The 17948-nt window shown below is 66.4% G+C and carries 18 protein-coding genes, 1 tRNA gene and 1 pseudogene; 9 read left to right on the top strand and 11 right to left on the bottom strand.

Going from position 1 to position 17948, the window contains the following annotated elements; genetic code table 11:
* Positions 1–5 precede the first annotated feature (5 nt).
* Both aat and trxB read right to left on the bottom strand, forming a co-directional pair.
* Entirely contained in the window at positions 6–686 is a 681-nt protein-coding gene (gene aat, locus N5D30_RS00100; RefSeq protein ID WP_279907138.1) for a leucyl/phenylalanyl-tRNA--protein transferase, read from the bottom strand.
* Between the two features lie 41 nt (positions 687–727).
* Complete coding sequence (trxB, locus tag N5D30_RS00095) at positions 728–1675, bottom strand: thioredoxin-disulfide reductase (RefSeq protein WP_279907137.1); 948 nt, start codon at positions 1673–1675, stop codon at positions 728–730.
* Between the two features lie 172 nt (positions 1676–1847).
* On the opposite strand from trxB, the gene ftsK reads away from it, so the two are divergent.
* From ftsK to cysG, 6 genes are all read left to right on the top strand, one after another.
* A complete protein-coding gene (gene ftsK / locus N5D30_RS00090) occupies positions 1848–4295 on the top strand; it encodes a DNA translocase FtsK (RefSeq protein WP_220815039.1) in 2448 nt (815 codons plus the stop codon).
* A gap of 14 nt (positions 4296–4309) precedes the next feature.
* Positions 4310–4936 carry an outer membrane lipoprotein chaperone LolA gene (lolA, locus tag N5D30_RS00085; RefSeq protein ID WP_220814912.1) on the top strand — a complete coding sequence of 209 codons (627 nt, stop codon included), beginning with the start codon at positions 4310–4312 and terminating at the stop codon, positions 4934–4936.
* Positions 4937–4953: 17 nt separating this feature from the next.
* Positions 4954–6276, top strand: coding sequence for a replication-associated recombination protein A (locus N5D30_RS00080; protein WP_279907136.1), 1323 nt, complete (start codon positions 4954–4956; stop codon positions 6274–6276).
* Positions 6276–6650, top strand: coding sequence for a fluoride efflux transporter CrcB (gene crcB / locus N5D30_RS00075; protein ID WP_220814910.1), 375 nt, complete (start codon positions 6276–6278; stop codon positions 6648–6650). Before N5D30_RS00080 ends, crcB begins: the two co-directional genes overlap by 1 nt.
* Positions 6651–6663: 13 nt before the next feature.
* Positions 6664–7941, top strand: a complete 1278-nt coding sequence (serS, locus tag N5D30_RS00070) for a serine--tRNA ligase (protein WP_279907135.1) — start codon at positions 6664–6666, stop codon at positions 7939–7941.
* A gap of 83 nt (positions 7942–8024) precedes the next feature.
* A complete protein-coding gene (gene cysG, locus N5D30_RS00065; protein WP_279907134.1) occupies positions 8025–9404 on the top strand; it encodes a siroheme synthase CysG in 1380 nt (459 codons plus the stop codon).
* A gap of 4 nt (positions 9405–9408) precedes the next feature.
* Here cysG and N5D30_RS00060 read toward each other — a convergent pair whose 3' ends face one another.
* The 7 genes from N5D30_RS00060 to N5D30_RS00030 all read right to left on the bottom strand — a co-directional run bounded on the left by N5D30_RS00060 (position 9409) and on the right by N5D30_RS00030 (position 13629).
* Positions 9409–10413 (bottom strand): glutathione S-transferase family protein, encoded by a 1005-nt coding sequence (locus N5D30_RS00060; protein ID WP_279907133.1) that lies wholly within the window; start codon positions 10411–10413, stop codon positions 9409–9411.
* 96 nt (positions 10414–10509) lie between these two features.
* Complete coding sequence (locus tag N5D30_RS00055) at positions 10510–11484, bottom strand: glycosyl transferase family protein (RefSeq protein WP_279907132.1); 975 nt, start codon at positions 11482–11484, stop codon at positions 10510–10512.
* Positions 11485–11489: 5 nt separating this feature from the next.
* Positions 11490–11825, bottom strand: a complete 336-nt coding sequence (locus N5D30_RS00050) for a TusE/DsrC/DsvC family sulfur relay protein (protein WP_279907131.1) — start codon at positions 11823–11825, stop codon at positions 11490–11492.
* Positions 11822–12121, bottom strand: a complete 300-nt coding sequence (tusB, locus tag N5D30_RS00045; protein ID WP_279907130.1) for a sulfurtransferase complex subunit TusB — start codon at positions 12119–12121, stop codon at positions 11822–11824. The genes N5D30_RS00050 and tusB overlap by 4 nt, the downstream gene beginning before the upstream one ends.
* Complete coding sequence (gene tusC, locus N5D30_RS00040; protein WP_279907129.1) at positions 12121–12480, bottom strand: sulfurtransferase complex subunit TusC; 360 nt, start codon at positions 12478–12480, stop codon at positions 12121–12123. The genes tusB and tusC overlap by 1 nt, the downstream gene beginning before the upstream one ends.
* A complete protein-coding gene (tusD, locus tag N5D30_RS00035) occupies positions 12480–12872 on the bottom strand; it encodes a sulfurtransferase complex subunit TusD (protein ID WP_279907128.1) in 393 nt (130 codons plus the stop codon). Before tusD ends, tusC begins: the two co-directional genes overlap by 1 nt.
* 88 nt (positions 12873–12960) lie before the next feature.
* The gene (locus tag N5D30_RS00030) at positions 12961–13629 is read right to left on the bottom strand and encodes a Bax inhibitor-1/YccA family protein (RefSeq protein ID WP_279905916.1); all 669 of its coding nucleotides are present in this window, start codon (positions 13627–13629) and stop codon (positions 12961–12963) included.
* 130 nt (positions 13630–13759) lie between these two features.
* Between N5D30_RS00030 and N5D30_RS00025 the strand changes: the two genes are divergently transcribed.
* A tRNA-Ser gene (locus N5D30_RS00025) sits at positions 13760–13847 on the top strand.
* Positions 13848–13933: 86 nt separating this feature from the next.
* Here N5D30_RS00025 and N5D30_RS00020 read toward each other — a convergent pair.
* Positions 13934–15028 carry an AraC family transcriptional regulator gene (locus tag N5D30_RS00020; protein ID WP_279907127.1) on the bottom strand — a complete coding sequence of 365 codons (1095 nt, stop codon included), beginning with the start codon at positions 15026–15028 and terminating at the stop codon, positions 13934–13936.
* Between the two features lie 275 nt (positions 15029–15303).
* On the opposite strand from N5D30_RS00020, the gene N5D30_RS00015 reads away from it, so the two are divergent.
* Positions 15304–16227 carry a triacylglycerol lipase gene (locus N5D30_RS00015; protein ID WP_279907126.1) on the top strand — a complete coding sequence of 308 codons (924 nt, stop codon included), beginning with the start codon at positions 15304–15306 and terminating at the stop codon, positions 16225–16227.
* An 86-nt stretch (positions 16228–16313) separates the two neighbouring features.
* A complete protein-coding gene (locus tag N5D30_RS00010; protein WP_279907125.1) occupies positions 16314–17363 on the top strand; it encodes a lipase secretion chaperone in 1050 nt (349 codons plus the stop codon).
* 333 nt (positions 17364–17696) lie between these two features.
* Here the strand turns inward: N5D30_RS00010 and N5D30_RS00005 are convergent.
* Positions 17697–17948: pseudogene (locus N5D30_RS00005) on the bottom strand (transporter); the annotation flags it as partial.

Raw genomic sequence — 17948 nt, 5'->3', positions numbered from 1 at the left:
CCGGCTCAGTGCTGCCAGTGGCTCGCGCCGGGCTGGCCCAGGTAGCGTTCCAGATAGGCGGCGAAATCCCGGCGGGCGATGGGGCGCGCGCCGAAGCTGTGCAGGTGCCGGGTCGGCATCTGGCAGTCGATCAGCACGAAACCCCAGTCGCGCAACTGGCCGACCAGAGTGGCGAAGCCGACCTTGGAGGCGTTGTCGGCGCGGCTGAACATGGACTCGCCGAAGAACAGCCTGCCCATGGCCAGACCGTAGAGGCCGCCGACCAGTTCCTCTCCCAGCCAGACCTCGACCGAATGGGCGAGGCCCCGTTCATGCAGGTTCAGGTAGGCGTCGCGCATCGACGTGGTGATCCAGGTACCGTCCGCGTAGTCGCGTGGCCCGGCGCAGCCCGCGATGACGGCGGCGAAATCCTGGTCGAACGTCACCCTATAGCGCTGCTGGCGGATCAGCTTGGCCAGGCTGCGGGACAGGTGGAATTCCTCGGGGAACAGCACGGTGCGCGGGTCCGGCGACCACCAGAGCAGGGGTTGGCCCTCGGAGAACCAGGGGAAGCAGCCGTGCCGGTAGGCGGCGATCAGGCGTTCCGCGGACAGGTCACCGCCGGCCGCCAGCAGGCCGTCGGGCTCGCGCAGGGCCTTTTCCAGCGGCGGGAAGTCCAGCGAGTCTCGCTGCAGCCAGGTCAGCATCGGGCAGGGGAGGGCGGGTGTTGGCCGCCCTCCCGGTGGACTCAGGCGTCGAGGTACTTCTCGGCATCCAGCGCGGCCATGCAGCCGGCGCCGGCCGAGGTGATGGCCTGGCGGTACACGTGGTCGGCCACGTCACCGGCGGCGAACACGCCCTCGATGCTGGTGGCGGTGGCATTGCCTTCGCCGCCGCCCTGGACGATCAGGTAGCCGTCGCGCATTTCCAGCTGGCCCTTGAACAGGTCGGTGTTCGGCTTGTGGCCGATGGCGATGAACACGCCGGCCAGCTGCAGTTCGCTGGTGCTGCCGTCGAGGGTGCTCTTCAGGCGCACGCCGGTGACGCCGGTGTTGTCGCCCAGCACTTCGTCCAGGGTGTTGTTCCAGTGCAGGCGGATGTTGCCGTTGGCGGCCTTCTCGAACAGCTTGTCCTGTAGGATCTTCTCCGAGCGCAGCTTGTCGCGGCGATGGATCAGGTGCACTTCCTTGGCGATGTTGGACAGGTACAGGGCTTCCTCGACGGCAGTGTTGCCGCCGCCGACCACGCAGACCACCTGGTTGCGGTAGAAGAAACCGTCGCAGGTGGCGCAGGCGGAGACGCCCTTGCCGGCGAAGGCCTCCTCGGAGGGTAGGCCGATGTACTGGGCGCTGGCGCCGGTGGCGATGATCAGTGCGTCGCAGGTGTAGGTGCCGCTGTCACCCTTGAGGGTGAAGGGCTTGCTCTGCAGCTCGGCGGTGTGGATGTGGTCGAAGACGATCTCGGTCTCGAAGCGCTCGGCATGCTCCTGCATGCGCTGCATCAGCGCCGGGCCGGTCAGGCCATGGACGTCACCCGGCCAGTTGTCGACCTCGGTGGTGGTAGTCAGCTGGCCACCGGGCTGGATGCCAGTGATGACGACGGGCTTGAGGTTGGCGCGGGCGGCATAGACGGCGGCGGTATAGCCGGCCGGGCCAGAGCCCAGGATGATCAGGCGTGAATGCTTGACTTCGCTCATAAAAAGACCCCATAAGCCTTTGTCACGAAAGAGAATGCATGCTCCAATTGAGCCGCACGTGAGGGATAGCCGGGTATGCTACACCGAAGCAGGATGAGCCGGCAAAACGGCCCGGTGGCCTGGCGCGATACCTGTAAATTTGTACAATGGTCGCTGCTTTGTGTGCCCATCGATCCGTCAGTCGCGCCTCGAGCGCAGGAATGACAGCGTTTTGAAGAATTCCAGTACAGCAGCCCAGGCGCCGGCCTGGCGTCAGCAATTGCAATACCGCCTCAAGGAAGGGGCGCTGATCGCGCTCGGCGCGCTCTGCCTGATTCTCTGGATGGCGTTACTGACCTACAACCAGAACGACCCGGGCTGGAGTCACACCAGCAGCACCCAGCAGGTGCAGAACGCCGCCGGCCGTGCTGGCGCCTGGTTCGCCGACATCCTGTTCATGGCCCTGGGCTATTTCGCCTACCTGTTCCCCCTGTTGCTGGCGGTGAAGACCTGGCAGGTGTTCCGCAACCGCCACCAGCCCTGGCAATGGAGCGGCTGGCTGTTCTCCTGGCGGTTGATCGGTCTGGTATTCCTGATCCTGTCCGGTGCCGTGCTGGCCTACATCCACTTCCATTCCGCAGCCGGCATGCCCGCCTCGGCCGGCGGTGCGCTGGGCGAGAGCCTCGGCCAGCTGGCCCTGGGCGCGCTCAACGTGCAGGGCAGCACGTTGCTGTTCCTGGCGCTGTTCCTGTTCGGCCTGACGGTGTTCGCCGACCTGTCCTGGTTCAAGGTGATGGACCTGACCGGCAAGATCACCCTCGACCTGATCGAGCTGGTGCACAGCCTGATCACCCGCTGGTGGGAGGCCCGCCTGCAGCGCAAGCAGCTGGTCGCCCAGTTGCGCGAGGTGGACGAGCGGGTCGCCGAGGTGGCCGCGCCGGTGGTGCCGGATCGCCGCGAGCAGGCCAAGGTCAAGGAACGCCTGATCGAGCGCGAGGAGACCCTGACCAAGCACATGGTCGAGCGCGAGACCCGCACCGCACCGGTCATCGCGCCGCCTCCGCCGCCCAAGGCCGCCGAGCCGAGCAAGCGCGTGCTCAAGGAAAAACAGGTGCAGCTGTTCGAGGAGGGCAGTGCGCTGGCCGGAACCCTGCCGCCGATTTCCATCCTCGACGTGGCCGAGAAGAAGCAGAAGAGCTTCTCGCCCGAGTCCCTGGAGGCCATGTCGCGCCTGCTGGAGATCAAGCTCAAGGAGTTCGGCGTCGAGGTGGTGGTCGAGTCCGTGCACCCGGGCCCGGTGATCACCCGTTTCGAGATCCAGCCGGGCATCGGCGTCAAGGTCAGCCGCATCTCCAACCTGGCCAAGGACCTGGCTCGCTCGCTGGCGGTGATCAGCGTGCGCGTGGTCGAGGTGATCCCGGGCAAGACCACGGTCGGCATCGAGATTCCCAACGAGGACCGGCAGATCGTGCGTTTCTCCGAGGTACTGTCCTCGCCGGAATACGATGACGCCAAGTCGCCGGTGACCCTGGCGCTCGGCCACGACATCGGCGGCAAGCCGGTGATCACCGACCTGGCCAAGATGCCGCACCTGCTGGTGGCCGGTACCACCGGCTCCGGTAAGTCGGTGGGCGTGAATGCCATGATCCTGTCGATCCTGTTCAAGTCCACGCCGGAAGAGGCGCGGATGATCATGATCGACCCGAAGATGCTCGAACTCTCCATCTACGAGGGCATCCCGCACCTGCTGTGTCCGGTGGTGACCGACATGAAGGAGGCCGCCAACGCCCTGCGCTGGTCGGTGGCCGAGATGGAGCGCCGCTACAAGCTGATGGCGGCCATGGGCGTGCGTAACCTGGCTGGTTTCAACCGCAAGGTGAAGGATGCCGAGGAAGCCGGTACGCCGCTCTCCGACCCGCTGTACAAGCGTCAGTCGATGGAGGACGAGGCACCGCTGCTGAAGACCCTGCCGACCATCGTCGTAGTGGTCGACGAATTCGCCGACATGATGATGATCGTCGGCAAGAAGGTCGAAGAACTGATCGCGCGTATCGCGCAGAAGGCGCGGGCCGCCGGCATCCACCTGATCCTCGCCACCCAGCGCCCGTCGGTGGACGTGATCACCGGCCTGATCAAGGCCAACATTCCGACCCGCATGGCCTTCCAGGTATCGAGCAAGATCGACTCGCGCACCATCCTCGACCAGGGCGGCGCCGAGCAGCTGCTAGGCCACGGTGACATGCTCTACCTGCCGCCCGGCACCGGTCTGCCGATCCGCGTGCACGGCGCCTTCGTCTCCGACGATGAGGTGCACCGCGTCGTCGAGGCCTGGAAGCAGCGTGGCGCGCCGGACTACATCGAGGACATCCTGGCCGGCGTCGAAGAGGCCGGCAGCGGCTTCGAGGGCGGCGGCGGTGGCGAAGGCGGCGAGGGCAGCGAGGAAGACCCGCTGTACGACGAGGCTGTCAACTTCGTCCTGGAAAGCCGCCGTGCTTCGATTTCCGCCGTGCAGCGCAAGCTGAAGATCGGCTACAACCGCGCCGCGCGGATGATCGAGGCCATGGAAATGGCCGGCGTGGTCACGCCGATGAACACCAATGGCTCGCGCGAGGTCATAGCGCCGGGACCTTCCCGAGACTGACGAAGAGGATTTCCATGCGCCTGATCCGCATGCTGCTGCTGGCCGCGCTGGCCTGCAGCCCCGTTCTAGCCCATGCCGACGACGAGGCCGCGGTCAAGCGCCTGACCGGCCTGCTCGACCGCGCCCAGACCCTGACCGGGCGCTTCTCCCAGCTGACCCTGGATGGCTCCGGCACCCAGCTGCAGGAGACCTCCGGCCAGCTGGCGCTGCAGCGCCCGGGCCTGTTCCGCTGGCACACCGACGCGCCGCAGGAGCAACTGCTGGTGTCCAACGGCCAGAAGGTCTGGCTGTACGACCCGGACCTGATGCAGGTGACCATCCAGACCCTCGACCAGCGCCTGACCCACACGCCGGCGCTGCTGTTGTCCGGTGACGTGTCGAAGATCCGCGAGAACTTCGACATCACCTTCAAGGAAGGCGGCGACGTGGTCGACTTCATCCTCAAGCCCAAGGCCAAGGACACGCTGTTCGACAACCTGCGCCTGTCCTTCCGCAAGGGTGTGATCAACGACATGCAGCTGATCGACAGCATCGGCCAGCGCACCAACATCCTGTTTCTCGGCATCAAGATGAACGAGAAGCTGGATGCCGCCCAATTCGACTTCCAGGTGCCGGAAGGCGCCGACGTCATCCAGGAATAACGAGGCCGCCGCACACCGTGGATCTGTTCCGCTCCGCCCCCGTCGTCCAGCCCCTGGCGGCGCGCCTGCGCGCCACCAGCCTGGACGAGTACGCCGGGCAGGAACATGTGCTGGGCCCGGGCAAGCCGCTGCGCGAGGCGCTGGAGCAGGGTGCCCTGCACTCGATGATCTTCTGGGGCCCGCCCGGGGTCGGCAAGACCACCCTGGCGAGGCTGCTGGCGCAGGTCTCCGACGCGCACTTCGAGACGATCTCCGCCGTACTCTCCGGGGTGAAGGAAATCCGCCAGGCGGTGGAGATGGCCAAGCAGCAGGCCGCGCAGTACGGTCGCCGCACCATCCTCTTCGTCGACGAGGTGCACCGCTTCAACAAGAGTCAGCAGGACGCATTCCTGCCCTATGTGGAAGACGGCACGCTGATCTTCATCGGCGCCACTACCGAGAATCCTTCGTTCGAGCTGAACAACGCGCTCCTGTCGCGGGCCCGCGTCTATGTGCTCAAGAGCCTGGACGAGGCGGCCATGCGCAAGCTGGTGGCGCGTGCCCTGGGCGAGGAGAAGGGCCTGGGCAAGCACAACCTGAGCCTGCCCGAGGAGAGCTTCCAGATCCTCCTGGCCGCCGCCGACGGTGACGGCCGGCGCCTGCTCAACCTGCTGGAGAACGCCGCCGACCTGGTGGAGGACGGCGGCGAGATCGGCATCGAGCTGCTGCAGAACCTGCTGGGCGACAGCCGCCGTCGCTTCGACAAGGGCGGCGAAGCCTTCTACGACCAGATTTCCGCGCTGCACAAGTCGGTGCGTGGCTCCAACCCGGACGCCGCGCTGTACTGGTACGCGCGCATGCTCGACGGCGGTTGCGATCCGCTGTACCTGGCCCGGCGCGTGGTGCGCATGGCCAGCGAGGACATCGGCAACGCCGACCCGCGTGCCCTGACCTTGTGCCTCAACGCCTGGGACGTGCAGGAGCGCCTGGGCAGCCCCGAGGGCGAGCTGGCGGTGGCCCAGGCCATCGTCTACCTGGCCTGCGCGCCGAAGAGCAATGCGGTGTACATGGGCTTCAAGGCGGCCATGCGCGACGCCGCCGAGCACGGTTCGCTGGAGGTGCCGCTGCACCTGCGCAACGCGCCGACCAAGCTGATGAAGCAGCTCGGCTACGGCGACGAGTACCGCTACGCCCACGACGAGCCGGATGCCTACGCCGCCGGCGAGGATTACTTCCCCGAGGAGCTGGAGCCGCGCCGCTACTACGAGCCAGTGCCGCGTGGCCTCGAGCTGAAGATTCGCGACAAGCTGAACCACCTGGCCGCGCTCGACGCCGCCAGCCCCCGCAGGAGACGCCCCTGATGCTCAACGTGGTGATCGCCGTCGCTATCGGCGGCATGGCCGGAACCCTGCTGCGCTTCGCCACCGGCAACTGGGTGTCCGCGCACTGGCCGCAGCACTTCTACGGCGCTACTCTGGCGGTCAACCTGATCGGTTGCCTGCTGATCGGCTTCCTCTACGGCCTGTTCCTGCTGCGCCCGGAAGTGCCACTGGAGCTGCGCGCGGGGCTGATCGTCGGTTTCCTCGGCGGATTGACCACCTTTTCCTCCTTTTCCATGGATACGCTGCGCCTGCTGGAAAGCGGTCAGCTGCCGCTGGCCATCGGCTATGCGGGGCTCAGCGTGGTGGGCGGCCTGCTCGCCACCTGGGCCGGCCTGACATTAACCAAGCTCTGAACGAGAACCTCCCATGCTCGACTCCAAACTGGTCCGTACCCAACTGCAGGACATCGCGGACCGCCTGGCAACCCGTGGCTTCCAACTGGACGTGGCGCGCTTCGAAGCGCTCGAGTCCCAGCGCAAGTCGGTGCAGACCCGCACCGAACAGCTGCAGGCCGAGCGCAACGCCCGTTCCAAGTCCATCGGCCAGGCCAAGGCCCGTGGCGAGGACATCGCCCCGCTGCTGGCGGAAGTCGACAAGATGGGCAGCGATCTGGAAGAGGGCAAGCGCGAGCTGGACACCATCCAGACCGAGCTGGACAACCTGCTGCTGAACATCCCCAACCTGCCGCACGAGTCCGTGCCGGTCGGTGCCGACGAAGATGGCAACGTCGAAGTGGCGCGCTGGGGCACTCCGCGTAGCTTCGATTTCGAGGTCAAGGACCACGTCGCCCTCGGCGAACAGCACGGCTGGCTGGACTTCGAGACCGCCGCCAAGCTGTCCGGAGCGCGCTTCGCCCTGCTGCGCGGCCCCATCGCTCGCCTGCACCGCGCCCTGGCCCAGTTCATGATCAACCTGCACACCGGCGAGCACGGCTACGAGGAGGCCTACACCCCGTACCTGGTGCAGGCCCCGGCCCTGCAGGGCACCGGCCAGTTGCCGAAGTTCGAGGAAGACCTGTTCAAGATCGCCCGCGAAGGCGAGGCGGACTTCTACCTGATCCCGACCGCCGAGGTGTCGCTGACCAACATCGTCGCCGGCGAGATCCTCGACGCCAAGCAGCTACCGCTGAAGTTCGTCGCCCACACCCCCTGCTTCCGTAGCGAGGCGGGTGCCTCCGGCCGCGACACCCGCGGCATGATCCGTCAGCACCAGTTCGACAAGGTCGAGATGGTGCAGATCGTCGAGCCGGGCAAGTCCTTCGAGGCGCTGGAGAGCATGACCGCCAACGCCGAGCGCGTGCTGCAGCTGCTTGAGCTGCCGTACCGCAAGCTGGCCCTGTGCACTGGCGACATGGGCTTCTCCGCGGTGAAGACCTATGACCTGGAGGTCTGGGTGCCGAGCCAGGACAAGTACCGGGAGATTTCCTCCTGCTCCAACTGCGGCGACTTCCAGGCCCGCCGCATGCAGGCGCGCTACCGCAACCCGGAAACCGGCAAGCCCGAGCTGCTGCACACCCTCAACGGCTCCGGCCTGGCGGTGGGCCGCACCCTGGTGGCGGTGCTGGAGAACTACCAGCAGGCCGACGGCAGCATCCGCGTACCGGACGTGCTGAAGCCCTATATGGGTGGTATCGAAGTCATCTGAAACAGTTGCAAGCTGCAAGCCACAAGCTGCAAGTAAAAGCAGCTCCGCTTGCGGCTTGAAGCTTGCCGCTTGGAGCTGCTTCTATGGATTTCCTTCCGCTGTTCCACAAACTTCAGGGCCGCCCGGTGCTGGTCGTCGGCGGTGGCGAGGTGGCGCTGCGCAAGGCGCGCCTGCTGAGCGACGCCGGTGGCCGGCTGCGCGTGGTGGCGCCGGAGATTCGCGGTGACCTGCGCGAACTGGTCGGCGCGGAGGGCGTGTTCCAGCGCGGCTACGAGTCGGCAGACCTGCAGGGTGTGGCCCTGGTGATCGCCGCCACCGACGACGAGCCGCTCAACGCGCGTATCTCCCATGAGGCCCAGGCTCTGGGTATCCCGGTCAACGTGGTGGACGCGCCGGCCCTGTGTAGCGTGATCTTCCCGGCCATCGTCGACCGCTCGCCACTGGTGGTGGCGGTGACCAGCGGCGGCGATGCGCCGGTGCTGGCGCGGCTGATCCGCGCCAAGATAGAAACCTGGATTCCCGCCACCTACGGCCAGTTGGCCGGCCTGGCGAAGCAGTTCCGCGAGCGGGTCAAGCAGCTGTTCCCCGACGTACAGCAGCGCCGTGTGTTCTGGGAGGACGTGTTCCAGGGCCAGATCGCCGAGAGCGTGTTCGCCGGCAAGCTGGGCGAGGGCAAGCGCCTCCTAGAAGCGAAGATCGCCGGTGCCGCGCCGCGTGCCCTGGGCGAGGTCTATCTGGTTGGCGCCGGCCCGGGCGATCCTGACCTGCTGACCTTCCGCGCCCTGCGCCTGATGCAGCAGGCCGATGTGGTGCTCTACGACCGCCTGGTGGCGCCGGCCATCATCGAGCTGTGCCGGCGCGATGCCGAGCGCATCTACGTGGGCAAGCGCCGTTCCGAGCATGCGGTGCCCCAGGACGAGATTAACCAACTGCTGGTGGACCTGGCCAAGCAGGGCAAGCGGGTGCTGCGCCTGAAGGGCGGCGACCCGTTCATCTTCGGTCGCGGCGGCGAGGAGATCGAACAACTGGCCGCCGAAGGCATCCAGTTCCAGGTGGTGCCGGGCATCACCGCGGCCTCCGGCTGCGCGGCCTATGCCGGCATTCCGCTGACCCACCGCGACCATGCCCAGTCGGTGCGCTTCGTTACCGGTCACCTCAAGGACGGCAGCTCCGACCTGCCCTGGGCCGATCTGGTGGCGCCGGGACAGACCCTGGTGTTCTACATGGGCCTGGTCGGCTTGCCGACCATCTGCCAGGAGCTGATCGCCCACGGCCGTGCCGCCGACACGCCGGCTGCTCTTGTGCAGCAGGGCACCACGCAGAACCAGCGGGTGTTCACCGGAACCCTGGCCAACCTGCCGCAGCTGGTGGCCGAGCACGAAGTGCACGCGCCGACCCTGGTGATCGTCGGCGAGGTGGTGACGCTGCGCGACAAGCTGGCCTGGTTCGATCAGGCCAAGTGATGCGTCAACGTGCCTGGCGGGCGATGCCGCGTCCCGTCAGGTGCTCGCGGCCATGGGGCAGATCGAAGCGCTGCTCCGGACCCAGCGGCACGATGCCGGTCGGGTTGATGGTCCGGTGGCTGCCGTAGTAGTGGTGCTTGATGTGCTGGAAGTCCACGGTCTGTGCCACGCCCGGCAGCTGGTACAGCTCGCGTAGCCAGCCGGACAGGTTCGGATAATCCGCCAGGCGTCGCCGGTTGCACTTGAAGTGGCCGTGGTACACCGCGTCGAAGCGGATGGCCGTGGTAAACAGGCGGATGTCGGCCTCGGTCAGATGTTCGCCGGTCAGATAGCGGCGCTTCTCCAGCAGGGCTTCCAGCCGATCCAGTTCGTCGAACAGCGTGGCGAAGGCTTCCTCGTAGGCTTCCTGGGTGGTGGCGAAACCGGCGCGATAGACGCCGTTGTTCACCGCCAGGTAGATGCGCGCGTTGAGGGCGTCGATCTCCTCGCGCAGCGGCGCGGGGTAGAGGTCCAGATCGTTGCCGGTGAGCCCGTCGAAGGCCGAGTTGAACATGCGGATGATCTCCGCCGACTCGTTGCTGACGATGCATTGCCGCTGCCTGTCCCACAGGGTCGGCACCGTGACCCGGCCGGTGTAGCGCGGGTCGTCGCGGGTGTAGCGTTGGTGGAGGAACTGCAGGCCGTCCAGGGCGTCGCCCGTGGAGCCGGTCGCGGTGTCGAAGGTCCAGCCGTGCTCGCGCATCAGCCAGCTGACCACGGAGACGTCGATCAGCCCGTCCAGGCCCTTGAGCTGGCGATAGATCAGGGTGCGATGGGCCCAGGGGCAGGCCAGTGAGATATACAGGTGATAGCGGCCGGCCTCGGCGCGGAAGCCGCCTTCGCCGCTCGGCCCGGGCGAGCCGTCGGCGGTGATCCAGTTGCGGCGCTGGGCGTCCTCGCGCTGGAAACGGCCGTCCTTGCCGGTGTCGTACCACTGGTCGTGCCAACGGCCTTCGATGAGCTGTCCCATGACGGGCTCCCTTCATGAATGAACAGGGGGCCAGTCTATGGATTCGCGCTCATCGGATAAGTGCAAAAACAGGGTTGGAACTATCGATGGAGTCGATCAGCGGCGCGCATCCCAGCGCGTGCGGGCCTCGGCGAAGGCCGCCTCGCGGTCGTGGCCCAGCGCACGCAGGGCCAGCGCCAGTGTCCCCAGCACCGCCAGTTCGCCGTAGGCGTCGTGCTCCTCGCCGCGCCAGAAGGCCAGCAGCCGTTCCGGCTCCAGGCGCTCCGGCTTGACGTGGCGCTGGGCGGAGAGGGCGGGCCATTCCTCGTCCCAGTCGATGCCGCCCTCGGTGCCGTACAGGTGACACGTACCGTCCGGGTTGACCTCGATCTCGCCGCCTTCGCCCTTGATCACCACGGCCCGATCGCCCAGCAGCCGGCTGGCCTCGCGGTGCACCGCCTGGTAGCCGGGGTGGAAGATGCTCTGCAGGCCGATCTTTGCTCCCAGCGGGTTGAGGATGCGCGCCAGCGAGTGGATGGGCGAGCGCAGGCCCAGGGTGTTGCGCAGGTCGATCATCCGCTGCAGCCGCGGCGCCCAGGCGCCCAGCGGGAGGAAGGCCAGGTTGTGGCGTTCCAGCGCCGCACCGGCTTCGTCCCAGTTTGCGCACAGGGGAATGTCCAGCGCCTGCAGCAGCTGTTCGGTGTACAGGCGCCCGGCGGTGTGGGCGCCGCCGCCGTGGACCAGCACGCGCACGCCGCTGCTCGCCAGCGCCTTGATCGCCAGCAGATACCAGGGCAGGTGGCGCTTCTTGCCGGCATAGGTCGGCCAGTCGATGTCCACGGCGATCCTCGGCGCATCCAGGCGCTCGCGGATGGCCTCGGTGAAGCCGGCCAGCTCCTCGGCGCTTTCCTCCTTGTGCCGCAGCAGCATGAGGAAGGCACCCAGTTGGGTGTCCTCGACCTTGCCGTCGAGCAGCATGCCCATGGCCTTGCGCGCTTCCTCGCGGGTCAGGCCGCGCGCGCCGCGCTTGCCCTTGCCGAGGATGCGGACGAACTGGGCGAAGGGGTGTTCCGGTGGGGTGACGAGGTTCATGGCATTCACAGGCAGTTCGTGGGTTTCGGCAGGCCTGCCAGCTTGGCCGCCAGCTTGGCCGGCGTGCCCTTGAACAGGCGGTTGAGGTGCTGGCTGTTGCCTTTTTCCAGCCCGAGCCTGAGGGCCGCGTACTTGACCAGCGGCCGGGTAGCCGGTGACAGCTGGAATTCGGCGTAGAAGGCGCGCAGCAGCTCGATGATCTCCCAGTGTTCGGCGGTCAGCTGCATGTCTTCGCGTGCGGCCAGCACCTCGGCTGTGGCGGGTGACCAGTCGGCCAGCTCGACCAGAAAGCCGTCCTTGTCCAGCGCGATCTCGCGGTCGTCGATCCGCAGGGTGTTCATAGCCAGCTGTTGACCTTGGCGTACTGGCCGCACAGCTCGACGAAGGCGGGGTAGTCGATGGCTTGGGCCCGTGGCGGAGCGACCAGCGCGCGGGCCTGCAGGTCTTCTTCCAGGGCATAGAGGGCGATGCCCGCGGGCATCAGCTCCAGCGCCTGCAATTGGGCTGTGCCGGGTTGCAGCGCATAGACAGCGTCGCCTGTCAGCAGCAGGCCGTCGTCGGGGCCGAGCAGGCGCAGGCAGCTGGCCAGGCGGCTATCGCTGAAGGGCGAATGGGAGAGCAGGTGCAGCGTGGCCATCAGATCGTTACCACTTGGTCGAAACGGTCGAGCAACTGGCTGAGTTCGCCATCGTCCAGGCACCTGGCCGGCAGGATCAGGGAGGCATCGGTCAGGCCACGCTCGGCCAGGCTGCGGCTGGCAACGAACAGCTCTTCCACGCCGAACATGGGCAGGGCCTGCAGGTTGGCGCCCAGGTCCTTCTGCTGCACGGCGCCAGGCTGCTGGCCGGCGACCAGCTGGAACACGCCGTCGTCGAGAAACAGCAGGCCCAGCGGCAGGTCGAAGGCGCCGCCGGCCAGGGTGATGTCCAGCGCCTCGCGGGCGGCGGGACCGGCCCAGGGCGCCTGGCGGCTGATGATCAGCATGGATTTGCCCATCACTGGCCTCCGAAGCAGACCAGACGGTCTGCCATCTGCGCCGCCTCGTGGAACTGGCCGAGGCCGGACAGCTCCCACGGCGTTTCAAGATTGGCGGCCGGCCGGCCGTAGCGTTGCGCTTCCTCGGCATTAAGCACGCCACGGCGCAGGGCGGCGGCGATGCAGACGATGGCGTCGAGCTGGCGCTGCTGCACGAAGTCGCGCCATTCGCCAGCGAGATCGGCTTCGTCCTGCGGGCTGACCGCGTTGGCGGACGCGCTGTGCACACCGTCCTGATAGAAGAACAAGCGGACGATCTCATGGCCACCATCGAGCGCCGCCTGGGCGAAGCGCAGGGCACGGCGCGAGGAGGGCGCGTGGCCGGGGGCGAACAGGGCGATGGCGAACTTCATGGCATGTCCGGGCTGCTGGGTGCCGCAATGATAAACGCCGAGGCATGAAAAAGCCCGCCGAAGCGGGCTCTCTCGATGGTGCGGTGGATCAGTCGTCGCTGCCCATGATGCCGAAGATCTGCAGCAGGCTGACGAACAGGTTGTAGATCGACACGTACAGGCTGATGGTGGCCATCACGTAGTTGCGCTCGCCACCGTGGATGATCGCGCTGGTCTGGAACAGGATGCAGGCCGAGGCGAACAGCACGAAGCCGGCGCTGATGGCCAGCTGCAGGCCGCTGATCTGGAAGAAGAAGCCGGCGACCATAGCGCCCAGCAGCACAAAGAAGCCCGCGGTGATGAAGCCGCCGAGGAAGCTCATGTCCTTGCGGGTGGTCAGCACGTAGGCGGACAGGCCGAAGAACACCAGGGCGGTCATGCCCAGGGCGCTGGCGATCAGTTCGCCACCGTTGGCCATGCCCAGGTACATGTTGAGGATCGGACCGAGGACGTAGCCCATGAAGCCGGTGAGGGCGAAGGTGCTGACCAGGCCCCAGCCGCTGTTGCGCAGCTTGGCGGTGAGGAAGAACAGGCCGTAGAAGCCGACCAGGGTGATGATGAAGCCGGGATGCGGCAGGTTCAGTTGGGCGCTGAAGAAGGCACAGAGCGCGCTGAACACCAGGGTCATGGCCAACAGGCCGTAGGTGTTGCGCAGGACCTTGCTGGTTTCCAGCTGGTCCGCCTGCGCGTGGGCGAGTGCGTAGTCTTGTTCGTGCATGGCGTCCCTCCTGAGGGCGTGAAAACGGTTCCGTGACAGAGTCTTGCCGATCATATCAGAGCCCGTGGGGCTGCCAATTGCGAGAGTTTGACAGTGTGTTGCGTTCGGGTAGTATGGCGGCCCGTGAAACGGAAGTGTGGCCGAGTGGTTTAAGGCAGCGGTCTTGAAAACCGCCGGGTGTAACAGCCCCCAGAGTTCGAATCTCTGCGCTTCCGCCATCCCTTTCAACGAAACTAGGCGCTTTTCTCTGGTTTCGTCCCGTATGAACCCCCACGACTAAGCGCGTGCCGGGTCGTTCAACACCTCAATCGATCTGATTTCCGCCTGTTCCGTCCGCCGCTGCCTGGCGGCGATATTCGCCGGGCGTCTGTGCCGTCATTTCCCGGAACCAGCGGCTGAAAGAGGCCGCCTCCTTGAAGTTGAGGCGCCGGCTGATGATGTCCAGGGTCAGCCCGTTGTCCTGCAGCAGGTTCTTGGCCAGTTCGATGCGGATGTCGTCCACCAGCTCCCGGTAGCTGCTGCCCGCCCGCTGCAGTTGCCGGTGCAGGTGGCGGCTGCTGATACCCAGTTCCTCGGCCAGGTGGTCGCGCGAGATCTTGCCCTCCATCAGTAGAACGCGCAGGCGCGAGCGTATCTGGTTGATCAGCGATGGTGCGCTGTCGCGCTCGCTGAGCAGCAGGTGGGCATGGCGCTCCAGCGTTTCCTGCAGCGCGGGGTTGGGGCTGCGCAGGCGCAGCGTCATGACGGTCGCCGGCACGACCAGCGCCGACTCGGCCTGATCGAAATGGACGGGGCAGGCGAAAATGGATTCGTACTCCTTCAGGAGGTTCGAGTCCTCCGGAGCGGAGTGGCGGAAGTGCACGCGCAACAGCACGTCTTCCTTCTTCTCCCGGATCGAGCGGATATGGCGCAACCACTGCCCGATCAGGAATTCGGTGGCATGCCTCTTGAAGAGCGGGTCGCGGATATTGCAGTCCCAGCAGCAGAGCACTACGCCGGGCTCCTGGCGCAGGGAGGTGGAGCCCATGTCGCTCACCAGCCGTTCATAGCGGGCCTTGGCGGCGAAGACTTCCTGCAGGGTGGCGCAAGTCTGGTTGAGGTAGCCGAGCACGCCGAACGCGGCGTCGCGCTCCGACTGGGAGGCGTGCAGGCCCATGAGCGGGTCGGGGAAGAGCACCAGGGCCTGGCGCAGCATGGCTACCAGCACGCGAATCGGCACCCAACCGTTGGGATCGGCGAGCAGGCTGTCCAGATCCAGGCCGAGCACCTGGCCGATGGACTCCGCGTCGATGCCTCGCGGGCGGAGGGTTTCCAGCACGTCGAGCAGGATGCTGGCCAGGAAATAGCCTTCGGTTTCGGCCTCGTCGGCCGCGTCCTTCGCGGGGGGCGTCCTTTGCATGGTGTCCTTCCTCGACTCCAGCGGCCTGGTGGCTGTCTTGTTATGAGTCCCTTTGTATAGCGGCGGTCCGGCGAGCGCAACGCCGGGGCTGGCGGACGGCTGCGGTCGCACCCCATGTCCCAGCTCGACAGGACAAATGTCCGCTTTCCTCATTTTCCCGTAATGCGGCTTCCGTGAAGCTGGGCGGGGCCTTCGGGCCTATGACAAGAAACTGCCAATGGGACGTCCCGTCCCGCTGACCGGTGACCCCAAGAACAAGCATAACGAGGTCTCTCATGAAGATGCTGACTGCTCCCCTGCTGCTGGCCGCCGCCGCGTTGGCCGCGGCTCCCGTATACGCCGCTTCCGATTACGCCAGGACCAAGTACCCCATCGTGTTCTCCCACGGCCTCTTCGGCTTCGGAGAAATAGGCCCGGTGAACTACTGGCATGGCATTCCCTCCGATCTCCAGGCCAATGGCGCCAGGGTCTTCGTCACCGCTCAGACCACCGCCGGCAGCAGCGAGCTGCGCGGCGAGCAGCTGCTGGCCCAGATCAAGGAAATCCAGGCCATCACCGGCGCGAGCAAGGTCAACCTGATCGGCCACAGCCACGGCGGCCAGAGCGTGCGCTACGTGGCCGGCGTGGCCCCGGAGCGCGTGGCCTCGGTAACGGCGGTCAGCACCGCCAACAAGGGCAGTCCCGTGGCCGATGTCGTCGAGGGCATAGCCGAGTTCGTCGGGCCGGGCGGCGCGAGCGTCATCGCCGGGGCGGTCAACGCCATCGCCTGGCTGATCGACATGGGGGACGGCACGGCCGGACCGCAGGACTCCCTGGCGGCGATGAACTCCCTGACCACAACCGGCGCAGCGGCCTTCAACCGGACCTTCCCGGCTGGCGTCCCGACGACGGCCTGCGGTTCGGGAGACGCGGTGTCCAACGGTGTCCGCTACTACTCCTGGAGCGGCACCAGCCACCTGACCAGCGTCGTGGACCCCAGCGACTGGTCCATGGCCCTGCTCGGCGTGCTGGTCCCCGGCCCCAATGACGGCCTGGTGCCGCAGTGCTCCAGCCACCTGGGCACGGTGATCCGCGACAACTACAAGATGAACCACCTCGACGCGGTGAACCAGGTGCTGGGCCTGGTCAGCATCTTCGAGACCAATCCCAAGACTACCTATCGTCAGCATGCCAACCGCCTGAAGCTGGCCGGCCTTTGACAAGGATCGACGCGACAGGCCGTACACCGAGGGCCGGGCGAGCGGCCCTCGGTTCCACTTCTGCGGTGGCAGGTACCGGAGCTCGTATGAGAAACATGACGTTGATGGTCCTGGCCTACTGCCTGCTGGTGGCGGCGGTGGCCGGACTGCCCTGGTGGCTTTACGAACAGAGCGATGCCACGGAGCCGCCTGAGCTGGCGTCGCCGCCGGCCTCCGAGGCGGCAGCGACGACGCTGACGGCGAGCAGGTCGGCGCCGGCTGTCGCCACCGGCCTGGAGGAGCTGCCGAAATCGCTGGCCGGCACCGAGGTGAGCTGCGCAGTGGAAACCACCGCCGATGGCCATCTCCTGATCAGCATCGGTCTTCGTTATTGCTTCGACTATTTCCTGTCGGCGGTGGGAGAGGAAAGCCTCCAGTCGCTGACAGCACGTATTCGCGCGCAGTTGCGCCATCGCCTGCGAGAGCCGGCTCTGGGAGAGGCGGAGCAGGTGCTGGATGGGTATCTGGCTTATCTGCTGGGCGTGGCCGATATCGAGAAGCGTCTGGTAGCGCCGCAACCTGGGCGGATCGAACTGGAGAGCATCCGCCAGCAGCGGGAGCAGATCCTGGCCCTGCGCGCTCAGCATCTTTCGCCGGAGGTGATCACGGTTTTCTTCGGTGACGACGATGCCTACGACGGCTACGCGCTGGCGCGTCTGGAACTGATGCAGGACAAGGGCCTCTCGCCCCAGGAACGGGCCCGGCAACTGGCGGCACTGGAACAGCAGCTGCCGGAAGCCATCAGGGCCTCGCTCGAAGTCACCAACCGCTATCTGGACCTGCGGACGCTGACGGACGACTGGCAGCACCGCTCCGGTTCGGCGGAGGAGTTGCGCCAGATTCGCACGAGCCTGGTGGGCGAGGAGGCCACCGCACGGCTCGAAGCGCTGGACCAGGAGAATGCGGCCTGGAATGAGCGCATGAGCGCCTGGTACGAGCAGCGTGCTGCGGTGCTGGGTAACGTTGGCCTGAGCCAAGAAGATCGTGATCGGCAGCTGGACGAGCTACGCAAGAGTCGCTTCGGCAACGAGGCCGAGCGGCGGCGTGTGGATGCGCTGGAGCGTATCCATGACCGAACCTCGCGGCTCGCCATGTAGGGAACGGTGCCCGCTGCGTTTGGGGCAGGAGTGCCTGGTAATGCGGCTCACATAAGGAATGATCGGGCGTGATCAGTTAGCCCAGTAGGAGCGGACTTGTCCGCGAAGAGGGCTACAACAAAACTTCGCGGCCAAGGCCGCTCCCACAGAGGCAGCTCACGGCGCTCAGTTGGGGGACATTGGCCGATCTGCCGCACATCAGGAAAAGCACCTGTACGGCCCGATAAGCGCCGTTGTAGGAGCGGACTTGTCCGCGAACGGAACAAACTTCGTGGTCAAGTCCGCTCCTGCAAGGGGCACATGGGCGCGTACAGGTTGTGGGTCAGATGAGGCTTACCTCGGCTGAATATCGCCTGCCTGCCATCTGCTCTCACTGTCGCTGATGGCCTGTGCGATGTCGCTGAGCTGATAGGAGGGCAGTTCCTTGGGCAGCGGGTCGAGCCCGACGCTGGCGAACAGCTGGCCGTAGCTGTTGCGCAGCTCGGCGTAGGCCAGGTCGCGGCGCAGGTCCGCCTGCAGGGTGTTGAGCTCGGCCTGGATCAGCTCCAGCTCGCCGATGCTCTGGGCCTTGTGGCGGTTGCGCAG

It is taken from the genome of Pseudomonas sp. GD03875 (assembly GCF_029840585.1).
GTDB classification, from domain to species: Bacteria; Pseudomonadota; Gammaproteobacteria; order Pseudomonadales; family Pseudomonadaceae; genus Aquipseudomonas; species Aquipseudomonas paralcaligenes.
The sequence above is the reverse complement of the archived record's forward strand: the minus strand, read 5'-3'. Positions and strand labels throughout refer to the sequence as shown.